Origin of the sequence: Enterococcus sp. DIV0358 (assembly GCF_051713465.1) — a bacterium.
In the GTDB taxonomy this organism is placed as follows: Bacteria; Bacillota; Bacilli; order Lactobacillales; family Enterococcaceae; genus Enterococcus; species Enterococcus faecalis.
Map to the genome: position 1 here is coordinate 2,351,833 of NZ_JBIOPX010000001.1, position 19,323 is coordinate 2,371,155.

Annotated in this window: 18 protein-coding genes, 1 tRNA gene and 1 pseudogene; 4 read left to right on the plus strand and 16 right to left on the minus strand. The window is 35.7% G+C overall.

Annotated features, from left to right (window positions below; translation table 11 throughout):
- Positions 1-3: 3 nt before the first annotated feature.
- The 5 genes from IGK70_RS11365 to IGK70_RS11385 all read right to left on the minus strand — a co-directional run bounded on the left by IGK70_RS11365 (position 4) and on the right by IGK70_RS11385 (position 3,333).
- Positions 4-975, minus strand: coding sequence for an ROK family glucokinase (locus IGK70_RS11365; protein WP_002356333.1), 972 nt, complete (start codon positions 973-975; stop codon positions 4-6).
- Positions 976-1,194, minus strand: coding sequence for a YqgQ family protein (locus IGK70_RS11370; RefSeq protein WP_002356332.1), 219 nt, complete (start codon positions 1,192-1,194; stop codon positions 976-978).
- A 17-nt stretch (positions 1,195-1,211) separates the two neighbouring features.
- Positions 1,212-1,922, minus strand: a complete 711-nt coding sequence (locus IGK70_RS11375; protein ID WP_002362481.1) for a rhomboid family intramembrane serine protease — start codon at positions 1,920-1,922, stop codon at positions 1,212-1,214.
- A gap of 10 nt (positions 1,923-1,932) precedes the next feature.
- On the minus strand, positions 1,933-2,475 hold the full coding sequence (locus tag IGK70_RS11380) for a 5-formyltetrahydrofolate cyclo-ligase (RefSeq protein ID WP_438775264.1): 543 nt from the start codon (positions 2,473-2,475) through the stop codon (positions 1,933-1,935).
- Positions 2,476-2,562: 87 nt separating this feature from the next.
- The gene (locus IGK70_RS11385; RefSeq protein WP_002356329.1) at positions 2,563-3,333 is read right to left on the minus strand and encodes an alpha/beta fold hydrolase; all 771 of its coding nucleotides are present in this window, start codon (positions 3,331-3,333) and stop codon (positions 2,563-2,565) included.
- A 165-nt stretch (positions 3,334-3,498) separates the two neighbouring features.
- On the opposite strand from IGK70_RS11385, the gene IGK70_RS11390 reads away from it, so the two are divergent.
- The 3 genes and pseudogenes from IGK70_RS11390 to IGK70_RS11400 form a co-directional block, all read left to right on the plus strand.
- The gene (locus IGK70_RS11390; protein WP_002356327.1) at positions 3,499-4,074 is read left to right on the plus strand and encodes a DUF805 domain-containing protein; all 576 of its coding nucleotides are present in this window, start codon (positions 3,499-3,501) and stop codon (positions 4,072-4,074) included.
- A gap of 90 nt (positions 4,075-4,164) precedes the next feature.
- Positions 4,165-5,718, plus strand: coding sequence for a hypothetical protein (locus tag IGK70_RS11395; RefSeq protein ID WP_162783030.1), 1,554 nt, complete (start codon positions 4,165-4,167; stop codon positions 5,716-5,718).
- Between the two features lie 252 nt (positions 5,719-5,970).
- Positions 5,971-6,151: pseudogene (locus tag IGK70_RS11400) on the plus strand (glucosyltransferase domain-containing protein); the annotation flags it as partial.
- Between the two features lie 572 nt (positions 6,152-6,723).
- Here IGK70_RS11400 and IGK70_RS11405 read toward each other — a convergent pair.
- The 11 genes from IGK70_RS11405 to IGK70_RS11455 form a co-directional block, all read right to left on the minus strand.
- Entirely contained in the window at positions 6,724-7,851 is a 1,128-nt protein-coding gene (locus IGK70_RS11405; RefSeq protein ID WP_104855921.1) for a lysozyme, read from the minus strand.
- A 92-nt stretch (positions 7,852-7,943) separates the two neighbouring features.
- Positions 7,944-8,324, minus strand: coding sequence for a hypothetical protein (locus IGK70_RS11410; RefSeq protein ID WP_002362349.1), 381 nt, complete (start codon positions 8,322-8,324; stop codon positions 7,944-7,946).
- A 705-nt stretch (positions 8,325-9,029) separates the two neighbouring features.
- Positions 9,030-10,094, minus strand: a complete 1,065-nt coding sequence (locus IGK70_RS11415; protein WP_002362350.1) for an FUSC family protein — start codon at positions 10,092-10,094, stop codon at positions 9,030-9,032.
- Positions 10,095-10,349: 255 nt separating this feature from the next.
- A complete protein-coding gene (locus IGK70_RS11420) occupies positions 10,350-10,601 on the minus strand; it encodes a hypothetical protein (protein WP_002393583.1) in 252 nt (83 codons plus the stop codon).
- Between the two features lie 89 nt (positions 10,602-10,690).
- Positions 10,691-10,780: transfer RNA gene (locus IGK70_RS11425), tRNA-Ser, on the minus strand.
- A gap of 95 nt (positions 10,781-10,875) precedes the next feature.
- Positions 10,876-11,025 carry a 50S ribosomal protein L33 gene (gene rpmG / locus IGK70_RS11430; protein WP_002356321.1) on the minus strand — a complete coding sequence of 50 codons (150 nt, stop codon included), beginning with the start codon at positions 11,023-11,025 and terminating at the stop codon, positions 10,876-10,878.
- A 125-nt stretch (positions 11,026-11,150) separates the two neighbouring features.
- On the minus strand, positions 11,151-13,286 hold the full coding sequence (locus IGK70_RS11435; RefSeq protein WP_104855684.1) for a peptidoglycan D,D-transpeptidase FtsI family protein: 2,136 nt from the start codon (positions 13,284-13,286) through the stop codon (positions 11,151-11,153).
- Between the two features lie 165 nt (positions 13,287-13,451).
- Positions 13,452-15,389, minus strand: coding sequence for a threonine--tRNA ligase (gene thrS / locus IGK70_RS11440; RefSeq protein WP_104855694.1), 1,938 nt, complete (start codon positions 15,387-15,389; stop codon positions 13,452-13,454).
- 396 nt (positions 15,390-15,785) lie between these two features.
- On the minus strand, positions 15,786-15,965 hold the full coding sequence (locus tag IGK70_RS11445; protein ID WP_002356318.1) for a 2-hydroxymuconate tautomerase: 180 nt from the start codon (positions 15,963-15,965) through the stop codon (positions 15,786-15,788).
- A gap of 165 nt (positions 15,966-16,130) precedes the next feature.
- Positions 16,131-17,576, minus strand: a complete 1,446-nt coding sequence (locus tag IGK70_RS11450; RefSeq protein ID WP_002370561.1) for a L,D-transpeptidase family protein — start codon at positions 17,574-17,576, stop codon at positions 16,131-16,133.
- 146 nt (positions 17,577-17,722) lie between these two features.
- A complete protein-coding gene (locus IGK70_RS11455; protein WP_104855685.1) occupies positions 17,723-18,586 on the minus strand; it encodes an aminoglycoside 6-adenylyltransferase in 864 nt (287 codons plus the stop codon).
- Between the two features lie 121 nt (positions 18,587-18,707).
- Between IGK70_RS11455 and IGK70_RS11460 the strand changes: the two genes are divergently transcribed.
- Positions 18,708-19,289: a YdcF family protein gene (locus tag IGK70_RS11460; protein ID WP_002359392.1), complete on the plus strand. Its 582-nt coding sequence runs from the start codon at positions 18,708-18,710 to the stop codon at positions 19,287-19,289.
- Positions 19,290-19,323: the final 34 nt, after the last annotated feature.

Below are 19,323 nucleotides of genomic sequence, written 5' to 3' on the forward strand. Positions count from 1 at the left end.
TCTCTATTTCTCTTTTGAAAATTGTAATGCTAGTGAAGCGGCACCAATGACGCCGGCCTCATTACCTAGCTCTGCTAATTTGATTTTTGTACTATTTCGAACTTGCGGGAAGGTAAATTCTTGGAAATATTTTTCTACACGACTACGTAAAAATTCTCCTGCTGCAGAAACACCTCCACCGATAACCACGCTATCTGGATTTAACGTGTTACCTAAGTTTCCTGTGGCTAAGCCTAAATAGAAACAAACACGATCCACAACCATTAAAGCAAAATGATCGCCTTTTTCAGCAAATTCAAAAACATCTTTACTCGAAACATCTTGTCCATCATCAATCGCTTGTTTCAGTTCAGAGTCACCTGCAAACTCTTCTGATAAATGACGTGCAACACGAACGACACCAGTGGCGCTAGAAACAGTTTCTAAACAGCCACGTTTCCCACAGGTACAGTCAAAGCCGTTAGGATCAACCGTCACATGCCCAACTTCACCAGCACAGCCAGCAACACCGTGGAGCAATTCTCCCGCTGCAACAATGCCTCCGCCAACACCTGTTCCTAAAGTAATAAAAATCACGTCGGGATTGTTTTCCCCCGCGCCCTTCCAACGCTCACCTAAAGCGGCAACATTGGCATCATTATCTAATGCAAACGGAATTCCTAAAGCAGATTCGATTTGTTCTTTGACAGGCTGTACAGTCGTCCAGTTTAAATTATAGGCACCTACAACAGTTCCTTTTTCAATGTCGACACTTCCTGGTGTTCCCATACCAATTCCCACAAAATCTTCTTTTTTCATATTATAAAGATCTATACGGTGACGAATACTTTCAATAATTGATGGCACAATATGCTTGCCATCTTCTAAAATATTCGTTTCAATACTCCATTTTTGTTGAACAACGCCATCGGTTGTTAAAATAGCAAATTTGATGGTCGTTCCACCTAAATCAATCCCAATAATCTTCTTATCCATTTAGTCGATTCCTTTCTGCTTCCCTCTAGATTCTTCTATTCGATGCTCTCTTTGCAAAATATGCCGGGCCTGTAAATACGTATCTCGGTCTACCAATTGACCCTCATACAATTTTTTTAATTCAATCATCATTAACTCAATATCATAAATCCGTGCACCGACATAAATATACATCCCAAACTGTTTAAAAAGTTGTTGTACATCATATAACGTTTCCATACGAAAACACTTCCTTATTATACAGGTAAACCGTATTTTTTAAAACCCAATAACAGACAAATTACGACAAGAAAAATAAAAATTAACGTGGCCATAATTCGCTCGTGCTTATTAAATGCTTCTTCACGATTTGGAACAGCAAAAGCCGTCGCGACTAATAGTCCACCGATTAGACCGCCAACATGACCCATCATATCTACAGAGCTACTAAACAAGTTAAATAACAAATTAATCACAATAAACATTGAATAGCGTTGCACCATATACATAATCGCTGGATTGTCTCTAAAATGGCGTCCTAAAATAACAAATGCGCCAAACAAACCAAAAAGCGCTGTACTAGCACCCGCTGAGACACTGTTGGGTGTCCCAAAGGCAAAACTGGCGATATTTCCAGCAATCCCACTCAATAAATAAATTCCCAAATAGCGCCAATGCCCATAAATTGCCTCAACCTGTGCGCCGATATAATAAAGAGTAACCATATTCAAAATAATATGCATAAACCCAATGTGAAGAAACATTGGCGTGATAAACCGCCAGTATTCATGATTTTGAGCTACCAGTGGACGAACCATTGCCCCCCAATTAACTAAGTTTAAAATATTTTCTGATCCTCCAGTTAATTCCAATCCAAGGAAAACAATGATTGAAATACCTAAAAGGGCATACGTAATGAACGGCTGATTTTTTAGCCGTTTCAATTTCATTTCTGTTTGATAATTCATTCCATTCCTCCTATTGTATAAATAATTGTTCGATTGGCTGATCAAACGCTTCTGGTTGCCATTGCTCATGGAGTTGTTCACTAAAAACTAAACTACATGAATGGCCCGAAAAATGTTCCAAATAACGATCATAAAAACCACCGCCGAAGCCTATTCGATAGCCAGCACGATTGAAAACAATCCCTGGCACAATCAATAAATCAATCGCTGTAGCTGTTATTTCTGCCGCTGTTAACGGAGGTTCTTCCACGCCAAATGCACTGGTGTCATAAACCGTCTCTGGAAAGACTTGATAAAAGTGCATTTTGCCTCCTTTAAATGTTCGCGGCACCGCCACTTGCTTGCTCTCTTGCATGGCCCGCTCGAAAATTGACTGTGTTGATAATTCTAGCGGTAACGACCGAATCATTCCGATTGTTTGTGCTTGTTGCCATTGCTGACTAGCAAACAACTGTTCATAGAGACTTGATTCTTTATGTTGTTTAATTTCTGGATGTTGTTTTAGCCATTCTAGGGCAGTTAAGCCCACTTTTCTCAACTTGTTTTTCTCCATGTACACCTTCAACCCCTTTTCTGTTAAGTTTATAGAAAGTGTTCTTAAAAAACAAGCTGATTCCCCTTTTCTCTTTGAAAAATTCCGTTATTTTTCTAACGTTTTTGACGCTTCTTTAAAAAAGTCAACAACCAAATCCATTGTTTCTCCTTTCACTAAATGCCGCTCACCGATTTCCGTTATAAATTGCGTATTTCTCGCATACGTTTTCCCAGACACTAATTGTTCAAAATCAGCCATGTCTTCATAGGGAATTTTTTCATCTTCCGTTCCATGCCAAAACAGCATCGGTCGTTCTTGTAGTCTTTCTGGCGTTTGTGATAAATCGTATTGATGTACCCAACTTAGCAACAGTGGCAAGTCTTTAGGTACAAAAATAGCAAATTCTTTCGCCCGTTGAATCACTCGCTGAATATAGCGCGCCGGATAGGGTGTTCCCATTAAGCAAGCAGCAGCTTGAATCTCAGGATGTTGGGTCATAAGAGCGCTAGTAGTAATACCGCCCATGGATACACCACCTACGCCAATCCAATTTTCTTTAATCAACCCTAATTTATGAAAATGATGGATAATTACTGGAAATTCAATTAAATTATATTGAATGCTACTCCAAAATGTAATCGAAGGAATCGTGGAAATAGGTCCTGTTTTTCTTTCTCCATGGTTCATGGCATCTGGTAAAATGACCCGAAACCCCTCGTGTGCTAATTTTCTTGCTTGTGTTAAAGATAATTCTTTAGCTGATTGCCAACCATGATAGTAAACAATTAAAGGTAATGCTTCGTTTTTTTGCTCTTCTGTTGTCACTTCTAATGCTGGAATTTTTGCTATGTAGCGATGTCTAATACTGATTTTCATTCATGATTCCTCCATTATAAAATATCTTCTCTTATTTTACCGTTTTTTGATAAAACCTGCTCTTTATATGATTTATCAAAAAAATCACAAAATATGCGAATTCGCATTTTCCTATTTTATTACTTTCCGTTATAATCATTTTATTAAATACAAAGGGGTGTTTTTATGGTTAAAATTGAGGAAAAAGGTAAAGTAACATTTGGACAAGCTTTTAAAGATTATTTTCGTGGATATGTTGATTTTAAAGGTCGGACCACACGTGCTGGTTATTGGTGGATGACATTGGTATTAAGCATTTTAGCACTTATTTTTTATATTGCCATTGTCGGCAAAGCCGTGTCAGCAATTTTAGCAGCTGAATATTTTGAAACCTATGATTTTGGAAACTTATTACCGTTGATGCTTTTTGCACTTGTTTTATGGTTAGCTTTATTATTACCAACGTGGGCAATGTGTGTCCGTCGGTATCGTGATGCTGGGATGACAGGTTGGGGCGTGCTTGTTTTATATCTACTTTCTATTGCCTGTAGCTATACACAAGTTTTCTCTGTTATGTCAACACTGAAATATGATGTTCAAACAGATACTGTGATAACAGGTGGCAGTCCCGTCTTCTTATTTTTCACTCTTGTGATTAGTCTGTTTTTCTTCTTACTAACAGTCTTACCGACAGATAAACTAACAACAACTAGCCAAAATAGCGTCTTACGCTTCTTCTTCCGTTACAAAGAAGTGAAGTAAGGAAAAGTTTTAAGCCTTTCTTTTAAAAGAAGGGCTTTTTTCTTATTTTAAAATCTTTATGATAAAATAAGAACTAGTCTAGCTAAAAAAATGGAAGGAGAAAATATGGCTACTTTTAAACGGATTCTGAATCTAGAAAATTATATTTTTAGTTTTTTTATTTTATTTGTCTTTTACGGCGCAATTAACTCTCCCTATTCGCTGGTAAAAATTCTTTGGGAAAAGCCTAAGCACTTGCTTGTTTTACTTCTTCTATTAATTATTCTATTGTTGATTATTTATAAAAACAAAAAATTTCTTTACACTAAGATTCAAGCGCTCTGGCACTTAATAAAAACCCATGATCGTGTGGTTATTATTGGTAGTTTGATCAGTTTATTTTTACTGCAACTTTTACTCCTGAGGCAGATTACTGTGCCGATTGGTTGGGATGTTTTTGACAACTTTCATAGTATTACCACTGAAAATAAGGATTATTCAAAAATCGTACTTTCTTTAAACCCCAATAACGAATTTTTCTTTTTCATGATGTATTACCTTAATAAATTTTTGCGTTTCATTGATGTAACAGGGAGCTGGAGCAATACTTGGTTTAGTTGGCAAGTGGTTAATTGCTTGTTTATTAATAGCAGTTTACTTCTCTTTTATCATGCCTCTAAACGTGTCTTTAATCCATTAACGGCATTCGTTGCTTACAGTTTATTTTTTCTTTCTTTCGGATTGTCTCCATGGTTACTCACGCCTTATACAGATACGGCCGTCTTATTATTCATCAACCTAATCTTTTTTGCATATAGCCTTTTTGACCAAGTTTCCCATCCCTTCGTAAAATATTGTTTATTACTGTTTATTGGAATTGGCTTAGCTTGGTGTTTCTTAATGAAACCTTCGTCTATTATCTTTTTTATTGCATTTAGTTGTATAAAAGTGCTGCAACTTCTTTTAGTAAATCGGAACAAACAGTCTATCGTAAAATTAACCGTGGTTTCTCTCTTTTTACTGACTGGTTTCGCCAGCGCATATTATAGTTTTCAATTTTTTGTGGAAAAACAAACGATTACGGAAATCGATAAAGAACAAGCCAAACCTTGGACACTTTTTGTAATGATGGGTTTGACGGGAACTGGCGGTTACAATGATGCAGATACACAAGCAGTAAATCAGTTGCCTACACAAGAAGCCAAAAAAGCTTATACCATAAAAATGATTCAAGACCGTTTAAAAAATAAAGGATTCTTCGGTTATCTCCGTTTTCTGGCTCAAAAAAATCGTCATAATACTGCCAATGGTGATTTTGACTGGGGTTGGGATGGCGGTGATTTAATCCCAGAAACACCTTCTAAAAATCGTTGGCAAGAACACTTGCGGTCACTGTATTATCCGCAAAATCCCAAAAGTAACTATCTACGAATTTATATGCATTTTTTCTATTTACTCACATTACTAGGTTTATTGTTCAGTATCCCTCTAAAAGATTCAAAAAATAACTACGCGATTTTAAAATTAGCTTTCATTGGAGCTATTCTGTATTTATTGCTCTTTGAAGGCGGCCGCTCTCGCTATCTAATCCAGTTTATGCCGTTTTGGTACTTGTTATCAGCGAGTGGTTGGCTGGGGTTGAGAGATAGGCTGGATAAAAATTAAGTAAAGATAAGTTATTTATATATTTCAAACTACTTAAATGATATTTTTCAATCAAAAAATATTCATTTTGTACAGTGAATTAGTATTTTTCATTTATTAATAGTATAACTTTTCGAGATATAGTAACTATATGATTTTAGTCTAGTCATTCATTTATTTAAAAAAGGGCTTTAATCATTATTCCAAACGTTTTTCCAACCAGTCAATTATTTAGTGAACAATTTTACTTCGTTCTAAAAAATTTTCTAATCATTTGGATTTTTGTTACTGATATTTACGTTTACTATGTACCAATCATTTTTTTGTATTTGCGTGCACCTTAATTTTATTCAAGATTTTAATGGCATTGTATTTTGCTCAGTTAAATAATCTTAAAATTTCTTTTACAGACTATGCATTCAAAATTGACCATTTTATTCTATTCCTATATTCTTTTGTTTTCGAAACTACTATAATATAGCAGTTCTATTATCATCAGAAAATTCAGCTACCGTTTCACACTATTCAGCTTCTCTTTCAAATGAATTTTCTTCAGATATATATTCTTCACTTCTCCTAGCGAAATTATAAGTATTATGTCCTAGAAATCGACTTCATTTTCGCCAATCAGGGCAACGTCTTTTTTTATTTTAGATATTAGTCTAGTAAACTCCTTTAACCTTTAGTAATTAATATGTTCAAGTTTATTTACATCACACTTACCTACTTTCATACCTACGGAAAAAAAATGAGTCAAACTTTGCTTGTCAACTTAAATACGATAGTTCATCCATTCTTTTTCCTCAAAAAAAAGAGCCCCCATATCCGAGCATAACTGTGCTTTCGGAAATGGAGGCATTGCCGTCTATTAATTACAATATACTATTTAGAAAATACATCGACCATAAAAAAATTGAATAATAAGCCAGCGCGCACAAGATATTGTACTTAAAAAAACTTAAATTACAACTTAAGTAAATTTGTTGAATAGAACTTAAATAACTTTATCAAAATTGTTTTACTCAATTATTTAGAATTTTTGTAAGATGGGAAAATGTTAATTAATTTTTCGTATTCAGCAGTATTAATATCATCATTGATTGGTTTAATTTTACCTTGTGATTCCATCAATCTTAATTTTTGATAAACAATGTTATAGTCTCCCGTATTTCCACCTACGATAAATCGACCATTATATAGATAGCCTTTTGTTCCCTTATATAGTCCTTCTACAACTGTTAATTTAATCATTTCGTCTTCCTCCTCTGTATTTAGTATCGAACTAGAATCTTCATTACTCACTGGTGTATTAAATAAGTTAATTTCTTCTTGACGACGTCGCCGCAGTCCTTCCTCATATTCAGTTCCTTTATTAATATAATTTGCAAATGATTCAGTGATATAGCTATTAGAAGCATTTCTATCCCAATTCCAATTTGCAAATACTCCCGTACCATTGTTATAAGTAAAACTTACCATTGCGTCAAATTGATTTTGATTAAAAGAACGGATAAAGTAGCTATTTACTGCACTTTCATAAACTTTTATATCTTTCCAAAACTGACTATCTGCTTGCGCTTGTGACCATCTAGTTACTCCTGGGATTAAACTTGTTTGTCCTTTTGGTTCAGCGTGCCCCCAACCAATAGTAATCATGCCATCACCAAGATCATAGGCTGTAAGTCGACAACCTTCAAATTTTTTAATTAGCGCTTCTCCATTTGATCCTAAGGTCGTAGCTTTTTCTTCATCAATCGGATTACTACCTGTTGAAATCCATTGATCTAAATTTAAAATGTCTGTAATAGGATCTTCGCCAACATTTTTCTTTACGTGTCTGCCGGCCCAATTTGCTTGCCAACTATCAGAACCAATTTTTACCCAAACATGTCCGTATCCGCTACCGCCGTAGCGATTAACTGCTATATTTAGTGTTCCTGAGCCTGTTTTCGCAATACCTTGAGGAACATACGTAGACGGAATGTCTTTTGCATGTCCTCTTGCAGCATATGGATTAGGCGCTCCGAGAAATTCTAGTAAATTCTTAATTAAACTTACGCATTGGCCATCAAGAGAACGGTCTGACTTATCAATAGTTATTGTTCCAATAAGACTATCTAGATAACTCCGTACTTCTCCAATTGTTTTTACCACTTATATTTACCTCCTTAAATCATTATTCCGTGCGTCCACGGAGAACATATGTTCATGAACCTAGTATAGTTGAATTGACCTGTTTCGTTTTGTCAAATTTCGTACCAACCCAGTCGATAAGCAATTTCATGGATAAATTCTGTATCTCGTCGAGCAATTGTAGACTCGCTCAAAAACGTCTCACAAGCAACAAATTCATTCTTTTTATATGGATAACCATTTTTATATTTCACTAAAAAGATATCCTGTACATCCCTTGTAGAATCAGCTAAGATATCTTCTACCGTTTGTAAAAATAATTTATGAAATGCAATTTGACTGATAGTTATTTTTTCAGTTGGTTGCTCTACAGGGTATTCTAAAAAAGGATTACGATTCATTAACATAACATCCTCGTACTCTTGTAATTTTTTTTCAATATGTTGATAATCCCATAATAATTGTCGAATATGTTTTTTTATTCCAGCTTTCATTGTACCTCTCCTCTAACCACTTAATATTTTATTTGTAGAACTTTTACAGATAATAGAAATAGTATGTTCATCCTCCATGTATTCCTTTTATCCATCTACTCTTATTTTTGATCACATTCATTTTCAAAATCTAACTTATTCGTTTGTACCTCTCCTATTTTTCCCATTTATCAATAACTGTCCACCTCCTAGATTATTTTATATACAAAAATAGACCACTCCTTAAGCGATCTATAATGACAAAACTTATTCTTTTTCTTAGATTTAAGCGATTCTGTTTTTCCACTTAAATATACTTAACTTGATTTAAAAATATTGAACATTCTATTTTTGAAAACTTAGCTATATAAACAAGCATCTATAGTGTTGATAATTCATTTTCAGCGATTCTTTATACTACTAATTTATCATGTTGACTATACTAAAATTTCCCAATAAATTCCCAATATGAAGTTACTTCTACTTATCTTCCAAAAATACAATTTTACTACGTAACTTGTGTTCACTGAATTCATTTGTTTATATCCTACTTTATCCTTACCTATACTATCCTTACCTATACTATCCTGTATAGCCATTTGGTAGCCAAATTAGTAACCAGCTTCTGCCATTTTTAAACTCTTATTTACCAAAAATATAGTCAATGATTCTATTTAAAAATAAAAGGAGCCTAACATTCTTTCAAGAAAGAATGTTAGGCTCCTTTTATTCAGACAATTTCAGCCACTCTTTGCGATTGCAATAGGACATAGTTTTTACAAAGACAAAATGATAAAGCAAACCGTAAGCTAGCCCCAACATATTTAACAAAATTCTTAAGTAAAGACTTGTTTCTAGCCCAAATATCATAGAAGCTGCCATGATAGCACCAACACAATTAAAAATCGTTTTACTTTTATAAGATGTGCATAAGCCTAAACAAAGTCCTCCTAAAATACCAAGTAGGTTCGTTGGTATATAAAATAACAAGATAGCCGATACTAGAGAACCAATAACGACCCCTATTATTCGTTCTTTTGCTCGTTCAGACAATTTAAACGTATCATACCCAGAAAATAATGACGAACTAGCAAATGTTGCCCACATAAAGCGGTCAATCTGAAGGTGCGTTCCTATAAAAAGTAATAAGCTAATGCCTAAAGCGTAATAACCAAACCAAATATTTCTTTGATTAAAAAAACCATTTTCTGTAACCATCTGTATAAAAGTAATCTCTTGATCCAATTTTTTATGTTTCACATGATAAACAAAAGCTAAAAGTAGATAAGCAAACACTAATACAAAGAAAGTTTGTTCTAATTGCTGAAACGATTGATAGTGAACCGTGCCAACTAAATATAAGTAGGAGAACGTATACAAGCCCGGATTACCCATTTTAGGGTTTTTACCAGTTAAGAAAAACAATGCCAGCAAGCAGATAAAATGAAGACCCCATTGTAAAAATGATACAGAAATCAGTGAAATTAGTGGACTAACACCTAGAATTGTTAACACGATTCCTAAACTAAGCAAGGCCTGTTTTTCCCTGTAGCCATATGAGACGAAACGGATACTCAACAGCAAACAAAATAATACAATTGAAAAAGGCGCTACAGCTTTTCCAAAGAAAAAAGTAATCGTCGACACCCATAAAATCGCAAACGAAACTAATAAAATATCCCTTATTAACAAGGCGCGCCAAAAATATCTCCGCTGTTTTTTAGTGTCCGCTTGATGAATTTTTTGTTTTAAAATAAATGGATCTAACTGCAATAATTGATAAAAAGTCACCTAAAATCATCTCCTAAAAATCGACTCTTCTCAATTCATTATTCCAACTTTTCCTTCTATGAAATCATAAGAAAAGTAGTTGTGACGAACATTTTACTACAACTTTTTTTCTGAATCAATACATGCTTTATTTCTTAATTCAATACCTCTCCCGATACGATTTGCTTACTTCATAAAAAATAAGCCTAGAAAAAATCAAAACGATTAATTCTAGGCTCAAAATTAAATAACTGTTGAACAAAAGCTAGCGCTTTTTTACATAAACTTTTCCAACAGATCCATTTCTTTTTCTAATTCTTTTTCATCATACTTATCATACTTACCAGCTTCGTGTGCAATTTTTTTAATCTCATGAATGGCTTTTTTTTCAACAATCCATCTCTTCATACTATGTTTTTTTGTATCCTCATCTAGCGAGCCCAACTCTTCTAAACTTGCATCCAATTTGTTCAAAACGTCAGCAATTTTTACTAATGCTTGCGCTTCTTTTTCTTCATAGTTTGACATAATAGACACCTCTTCTTAAGTATTTTTCTACTTTAAGTGTACGTCTCTGTCGTTTTATTTGCAACGAATAACTCAACTGCTTCTCGGTACGGAGGATAAGGGATTCGAACCCTTGCACGATGTTACTCGCCTAACGGTTTTCGAGACCGTCCCCTTCAGCCAAACTTGGGTAATCCTCCCTCTACATTCCATCTACAAATGAACATGTAATGAATCAATAGATAAAAAGCCTAGACCCTTACACAACAAGGATTCTAGGCTCTATCTAACTAAATTATTTAGTTTCACGGTGTAAAGTAACTTTTCTTTCACGCGGGCAATATTTTTGTTTTTCTAAACGATCAGGATTGTTACGTTTATTTTTATTTGTTAAGTAGTTACGTTCTTTACAAGAAGTACACTCTAAAGTGATGTTTACGCGCATGTTTTCCCCTCCTACTAATAATTGATCTTTCCAAGAGATTTCTTAGACTTGAATATCATACCATTTTTTTTGTCATTTGACTACCCTTTTGGGCAAATTTGTAAAGTAGTTCTACTTTACAAATTTTATTTTTTGTACATTTCCATATACGCTTCTAAAACTTCTTTGGCAATCGTTTGATTTGGTTTGGAAGATTCATCATTTAAGTGTGGTAAAACAACGCTAATTGCAATTTCAGGATTTTCGTACGGCGCATAAGCCACCAAGTTACTATTAACCGTTGTATGGTTTACTCCATTAGCATCTGTTGCTTGCGTTTCGGCGGTCCCTGTTTTAGCAGCAATCGAAAACTTGTCTGATTTTAAACCACGTGCAGTTGTAAAAGGACTAGTTCCATTTACTACATTATAGAAACCTTGTTGAAGAATTCCTATCTGGTCTTCAGAAATATTCACCTTATTCAAAACTTTTGGTTCAATTTCTTTTAAAATTTTTCCTAAAGCTCCATTTTCATCATTGCCATAGATTCCTTCTACCACATGGGGTTGCACGCGGATACCATTATTTGCGACAGTGGAAACGTACTGTGCTAATTGTAACGCGCTATAGGTATCATATTGTCCAAAAGATAGGTCAAGAAGATTACCGCCTTGTGGCGCAGATGACGAATCCTTAAAGTCCTTGTTTTGAATTCCTGTTGTTTCTCCTGGTATATCAATTCCAGTTTTCGTTCCCATACCATATTCTGCAAAAGCTTTTCTTAATTCTTTAAAGACAGTGTCATCTCCTACTTCATAAGGGAAAATCATATTGGGATAATAATTCACACCCATCATTTTAAAGACTAATTTCATCATATAAGCATTCGAAGAATATTCTAACGCTTGCTCCGCAGTTAATTGCATGGTTGTTCCGCCAGAAGCATTCCACCAAGAAGCTTTTGGATTACTACCTGCTAGTAAAATAGCTTCATCTGTTAAAACATCATTGCCTTTAATGACGCCTGTTTCATAACCGGCTGTTAAAGTACCTGCTTTCACAACTGATCCAGGAACTTCAGAATTCAAAATAGGTGCTAAAGGATTAGGTGTGACTTCTCCAGTTGCTAAATCATGATGAAATCCTGACATCGCTAAAATAGCACCTGTTTGAGGGTTCATAGCAACGACATATGCATTTTCTGAGTATGGTCCAATGGTTTTGACTATTTGTGAATAGTTTCGTTGTAAAATTTCATCAACTTTGTTTTGGAAATTTGAATCAATCGTTAATTTTAAGTTGGAACCTTTTTCCCCTTTGGAAATTGGGGTTTGTGAAACAATATTTCCGTTATTGTCTAAAACGACTTCTGATTTTGCTTTTTTACCTTGTAGAACGTCTTCATATTGTTTTTCTAAATAGCTAGTTCCAACACGGTCATTTCGTGCATAGCCTTTTTTCAAATATTCATCGACTTCTTCGGCTGGCAATCCTTGTTTTTCAGTTGAAACGGTGCCCAACAGGCTACGTAATGCGCCACTTTGAGAATAATCACGCGTCCAATCAGTCCCTGTTGAAACACCAGATATTTCCGCTGTGTGTTCACCAATTGTCGCAATTTCACCTTCTGTCACACCTTCATTCTTGATGAAGACCGTGTTCATTTGTGACGCTGCATTCATTCGTTTAAAAATCGTTACTGCTTGTAAGGTTCGGTCATCAAACGCAATTTCTTCAGGGGTGACTTTTTCAACTGCTTTGGCATATAATGTGCCTTCGTCCGTAATTTTGTTGCCTTTTTCATCTTCTTTATCTTGATCGGTTAAACGGGCTTGGGCTGCTTTTAAATTTTCAGGATTCGCTAACCAATAATCTTTTTTGTCACGATCCGTTAAGTTTGGATCAACTGGAACGTTAATAAGTTCGTTAACTTTATTCGCAATCGGTAAAATATCTTTTCCTTCAATATTTTTTCCTCGTGTGTAAGTGATTGCTAAATTGGCTTTGTTAGAAACCAAGACTTTTCCTTGTGAATCATAAATTTGTCCTCGAGGGGATGGTGTCGTGATTTGTAGTGAAGAATTGGCAGTGATTTTTTTGTTAAACTCTTCTCCTTCTACAATCTGTAAATACCCTAAACGAACAATTAATGAAACAAATAAAGTGAATATCACAAAAAATAATAAGTTCAATCGAAAAGGAATATGTGGCTTTCTACCTCGTTGACTCTTTGCTGCGGCATCTGTTTTTTTTATTTTATCTATAAATGAGTTTTTCTTCATACCTCTAGTCCCTTCACTAAAAAGTTTCGCATTCTCATTGTAACAAAAAATAGTCAAAAAATCAGGATTATTCCCAGCTCTAAGGAAATATTTAATTATTTTTTTGTTAAAAAAAAGTCAAAAGGACTTCTGAATTCAGAAGTCCTTTTGACTTTTTCTCTTTTTTTAACGGCTGTAATTGTGAACTTCAGCAGCCATGCTGTCAATGAAAATTGATAAATCTTCGACAGACGTTTCTTTGCTTCCATAACGACGGACGTTCACCGTTGCGTCTTCCATTTCTTTGTCCCCGACCACTAATTGATAAGGTACTTTTTGGGTTTGAGAGGCCCGAATTTTGTAGCCCATTTTTTCGTTACGATCATCGACTTCAACACGTAAGCCTTGTGCTTGTAAACGTTCTTTGATTTCATAAGCATACTCAGAATGCGCTTCTACAGAAACTGGGATAATAGTTGCTTGAATTGGTGCTAACCAAGTAGGGAAAGCGCCTTTGTAAACTTCTGTTAAGTAAGCCACAAATCGTTCCATTGTTGAGACAATACCACGGTGGATAACAACTGGGCGATGTGTATTTTCACCATCTTCGCCAACATAAGTTAAGTCAAAACGTTCTGGTAATAAGAAGTCTAATTGGATGGTTGATAATGTTTCTTCCATTCCTAAAGCTGTTTTTACTTGAACATCTAACTTCGGACCGTAAAAGGCAGCTTCGCCTTCTGCTTCAAAGTAATCTAATTCTAATTCATCCATGGCAGCTTTTAACATCGCTTGCGCTTTTTCCCACATCGCATCATCATCAAAATATTTGTCTGTATTATTTGGATCACGATAGCTTAAGCGGAAACGATAATCCGTAATGTTAAAGTCAGCGTAGACTGCCACCATTAACTCCAAAGTACGTTTAAATTCGTCTTTAATTTGGTCAGGACGAACAAAAGTATGGCCATCGTTTAAAGTCATTTCACGAACACGTTGTAACCCTGATAATGCGCCAGATTTTTCATAGCGGTGCATCATCCCTAATTCAGCGATTCGAATTGGCAATTCGCGGTAACTATGAATGTCATTTTTATAAACCATCATATGGTGTGGACAGTTCATTGGACGTAATACCAGCATTTCGCCATCGCCCATATCCATTGGTGGGAACATATCTTCATGGTAATGATCCCAGTGACCAGATGTTTTGTATAATTCCACATCTGCCATAATTGGTGTATACACATGTTGGTAACCTAAGCTAATTTCTTTGTCCACAATATAACGTTCAATTGTACGACGAATGGTTGCGCCTTTTGGTAACCAGAAAGGTAACCCTGAACCAACTTCTTGTGAAACCATAAATAAATCTAATTCTTTTCCTAATTTACGGTGGTCACGTTCTTTGGCTTCCTCGCGCATTTTGATAAATTCTTTTAAATCTTTTTTATCGAAAAAGGCAGTGCCATAAATCCGTTGCATCATGTGATTGTCAGAGTTTCCGCGCCAATAAGCACCAGCTACTGAAAGTAATTTAAAGACTTGAATCCGTCCTGTTGAAGGGACGTGAACACCACGACATAAATCGACAAAATCGCCTTGATCATAGATAGCGATGATTTCATCTTCTGGCAAATCTGTAATTAATTCAACTTTGTAAGGATCATCAGCAAATAATTCTAACGCTTCTGCACGTGAGATTTCTTTACGAACGATTGGGTTATTTTCCTTCACAATTTTCATCATTTCGGCTTCAATTGCAGGTAAATCTTCCGCTGTCACAGGGGATTCCCCATTATCTGTATCATAGTAGAACCCAGAATCAATCGCAGGACCTACGCCAAATTTAATGTTAGGGAAAAGACGACGTAAGGCATTAGCCATTAAATGAGCTGATGAATGACGTAAAATTCCTAAAGCATCTTCATGATCAGGTGTCACGATTTCAAGCGAACCATCTTCTACGATAGGACGATCTAAATCGATTAAAACACCATTGAATTTACCAGCTAAAGCTTTTTTGGCTAAACTGTTGCTAATACTTTTAGCAACATCAAATGTTGTAACCCCAGAATCAAACGGTTTAACAGCGCCATCTGGAAAAGTAATGTGAATAGACATAATAAAATTCTCTCCTTTTAATTTTTTTGATTTGAAGCGTTTCATTGTGTTCCTGTTTTTCACAATGAAACGAAACAGCCACCTGTTCCCCTTGTTAAAAAACAAAAAGTCCTAGTATTCTAACGAATACTAGGACGAAAATATCGTGGTTCCACCTAATTTTGAACACAAATAATCTGTGTTCCTCTAGCGTGTTAACGGTGCGACCGCCTTTGTTTCAACAAAGGTTTCGAAAGTGGTCATCCCTTGTGCCAATCTGGAAAATTTTCAGCCAAGATTTTCCTCTCTAATAGATCGCGGGCAAGTTCAGTTGTCTTTCTCATCAATCATTTATGCACTTATTTAACCACTTATTTTCAGAAAAAGCAAGTGATTCAACAGAAATTCTCTGAAAACTTATTTTTTCCATTCGCCGCCTTGTGCATAGCGGTCTTTTTTCAATTCATTGACAATCACATGGATATTCTCTTTTGGTGCACCAGCATTTTTTGACACAGCTTCTGTAATATCTTTGACCATATTAGTTAACTGTTCTTCTGTGCGGCCTTCAATTAATTCTACATGTACAAATGGCATCTTCGTTCCCCCAATTTAAATTGCTTGTTCTGTTTGTATCATAGAGCGGGATATGACGCTTGTCAATAAAAAATTGGAGACGTCAGTCGTTACGGTTGACGTCTCCAATTTTTACTTTTCAGATACACAGCTGGACCAAAGTGCGGTCTTGCCTAATATCTCTTTTTATACTTCTTCGCCGTAATCTACAGGTTTATCAAATTCACCTGGTGCATCATCATAGATATGTCCGTAGATAATTACCGGCATTCCGTCATAGGATACATCAAAGATTTTTGAAACTTCTGTTCCTGGCGTATTGATACAGCCATTACTACCAGCATCGGTTTTAAAGGCTTCTTTATCGCCATACTTATCCAATTTATGGTCGGAGTCATGAATCCCGATTTGTGTGACAACGCCCCCTTGACTTAATAACGGCATCCAATATTTTACTGGCACACTGTATCGAGAACCATCAAGCATTTGACCTTCTAAATTCACATCGGTTGTCCGATATAAAATTGTATGGAATCCTGGTACTGTTGCAGTTCCTTTGTTATATCTGCCAGTAATGACATCTGTGGTGACTATTTTTTTGCCATCAATGAAACAATACATTTTTTGATCTTTTAAATCAATTTCAATGTAATTATTGGCAATTTTACTATTTTCTTTGGTATCGCCAACCAACGGAGCAGTGATTGCATTCGTTTGTTCTTGGCTATTCAGCGCGTTTACTAGTAGTTCTTGCGTTTTGGCCCCATCAATCGACCAGCCATAACTTCCGTTGTTTTTAAAACGACGTGTCGTACCGTGAACATCTGTAAATAAAACTGGTTGATTAGCAGAACCATATGTTGTTTCTAATTGTGTCACCCAAGTAGTTAGTTTTTCTTTGTTGATTGTGCCATCATCATTCAGCACGTTTTGAATTTGTGTTTTATCAAAGGCTACTTTTTCACCATTAATATCAACTGTAATTGTTTTATTTAACTTGTTATTGAGCGTTGTCAATGTTGCCTTTAACGTTTGATCCTCTTTTGTAATTTCAGGGGCTTTATAAAAATCTTTGGCATTGTATTGATAGTTGCCTTTTCCCGCTTCAACATCCGCAATAATCTGCTGATTTAAGCGCTGTGTGTCCACTACTGTGCCTTGTTCTTCGGGAACAATTTCAAAAGTGCCATTGCCTCGACGGATACTCGCATTTTTGCTTGGTTTCCCCTCTGGAAAACTTAAAGTCGCTAATTTAGCTTCTAGTTCTTTTTTGAATGCCTCATTTAACGGTAGCTTCACCTTGCTACTGTGTAAATGGTCTTTTAAAAATTTTTGATCCAATTGGTATTTTTTAGGAAGTTGAATTTTTTCTTCTTTTGTCCCCGTTTGAACCACAACTTCTTCGGTTTGATTAACTTGCGCTAATTTTTCTTCTGCAGCATTTACATTTAACCAGCCTACAGAAACTCCATTTACTTTTGTAGTTGGTAAAAAGTGACTTTGAAAATAAACATAGCTGCCCCCAGCAACCAGAGCTAGTCCAACCAAAGAAGTAATAATTACTTTCTTTTTATTATTTTTTCCTGATTTTTGACGACGTGTATTACGCATTTGCATTTCTTCTTTTTTCATTTGTTCATCCTTTATATCAATAATTTTAGGTTTATTTTTTAGAGTCTAGGCAACAAACAACTGCGGTGATCTACAATCAAAAAAGGGTCCCTTTCTCTCGCAGATTAATTTTTTCAATTATACACTATTTTTACGTTGTTTTCAGCTTATTTTCCTTGTAAATCCTTTAATCTTAAAGAATTTGTATACTCTGTGACTTTTTTTGCTTCTTGTAAATGATACGTAAACTGGGCCATTTTAGCAAAATCCTGAGCGACGACGTCAAAAAAGGCTTGTGTCTTTATTAAGCTGTTCCAACAAGCTTCTTTACTAGAAAAATCCAGCAACGATGCTAATTGATCCATCGTGTCAGGAGTGACATAATTTTTCAGATACTTAAATTGTTTCCCAACAGAAATTGGCTCCGGTTCCTGCCAAGCCGCTTGCCAAGAAAGCAAGCGCAACAGTTCCTGCTGACAATATTCATAGAGATGTGTGACAGCGTAAAATAGTTCATTCCGACAAAGACCCTTAACTACATACGTACTAACCCACCAAAATTCATTGCAACAATCGTTAAACTGCTGCTGATCCGGAACTGTTACTGTATAATTTTTATCAGATGCTACAGGTAAAGGCGGCAAACTTTCATCTTTGTCTAACAAGATAATTGCTAAAGAATCGCCTTCATGCCAATTGTCTTTTTCTGCGAGAGGACACAACGTTAAATCGATACGTTGACTATCTTCAAATAACATTAAAAATGTTTCCCGCGTCTTCGGTTCTGTGGGAAATAAGGTCATTTCCTTGGGACGTTGCATAATTAATGGTTGACCAAATTTTGCTGTCCACGTTGCTGTTTCAAAAAACTCAGCACATGGTTCTACAATATAAACAATGTCGAAATCTTGAAAACTATCTTTTGGCGCTTTCACATTCGTGCGAGAACCCACCATTCCCACGGCTCGAATGTGTTCTTCTTGTTTTGCTACATCCATAATAAGTTGAAACATTTCTTCTTCTGTACGCATTCACTCGCTCCCTCTCTTCAAAAGTTTCTATTAAAACATAGATTTTTTTATAAGTCTTTTGTTTTCTATCGCTTTTTCTATGGTACTTCGTATACACTAACATTACAAGGAGGGATGTTTCATGCATTGGTTAAAAATAACAAGTTTATCCATTGTCAGTTTTGGCTTTTGTATTCTTTTGATTTTAGGTCTACTTATTTTTACTGGCAAAAATACGCAACCCACCGATAAACCAGATGCTATTTTAATTTTAGGGGCCCGTGTTTTAGGGACGTCTAAAGAAACCGCACTGCCCAGCCGTGTTTTGCAAGCTCGGTTAGATGTGGCTATCCCCTATATTAAACAACACCCCGAGACACCCGTTATTGTTAGCGGAGGGCAAGGAGCAGATGAGCCGGCTACGGAAGCCGCGGTTATGAAACAATACTTGCTAAATAAAGGTGTTCCAGAAAAACAGATTCTCTTAGAAAATCGTGCCACACGCACCAAAGAAAATATTGTCAATTCACAAAAACTCCTTTCTTTTAAACGGCTAGTGATTGTTACTAGTGACTTTCACATGTACCGCTCGCAACTTTTAGCCAAGCGAGCAGGCATCTCAAATGTTTCAGGCATCACTGCGGCTTCTTCTTTTCCAAAAGATATCAAAAATTTTGGCCGAGAGCTGCTTTCTTTAGGCTATGCCTTACTCTTTGATTGGTAAAAGAGCGTCCTTCGCAAGACCATTTTGCGAAGGA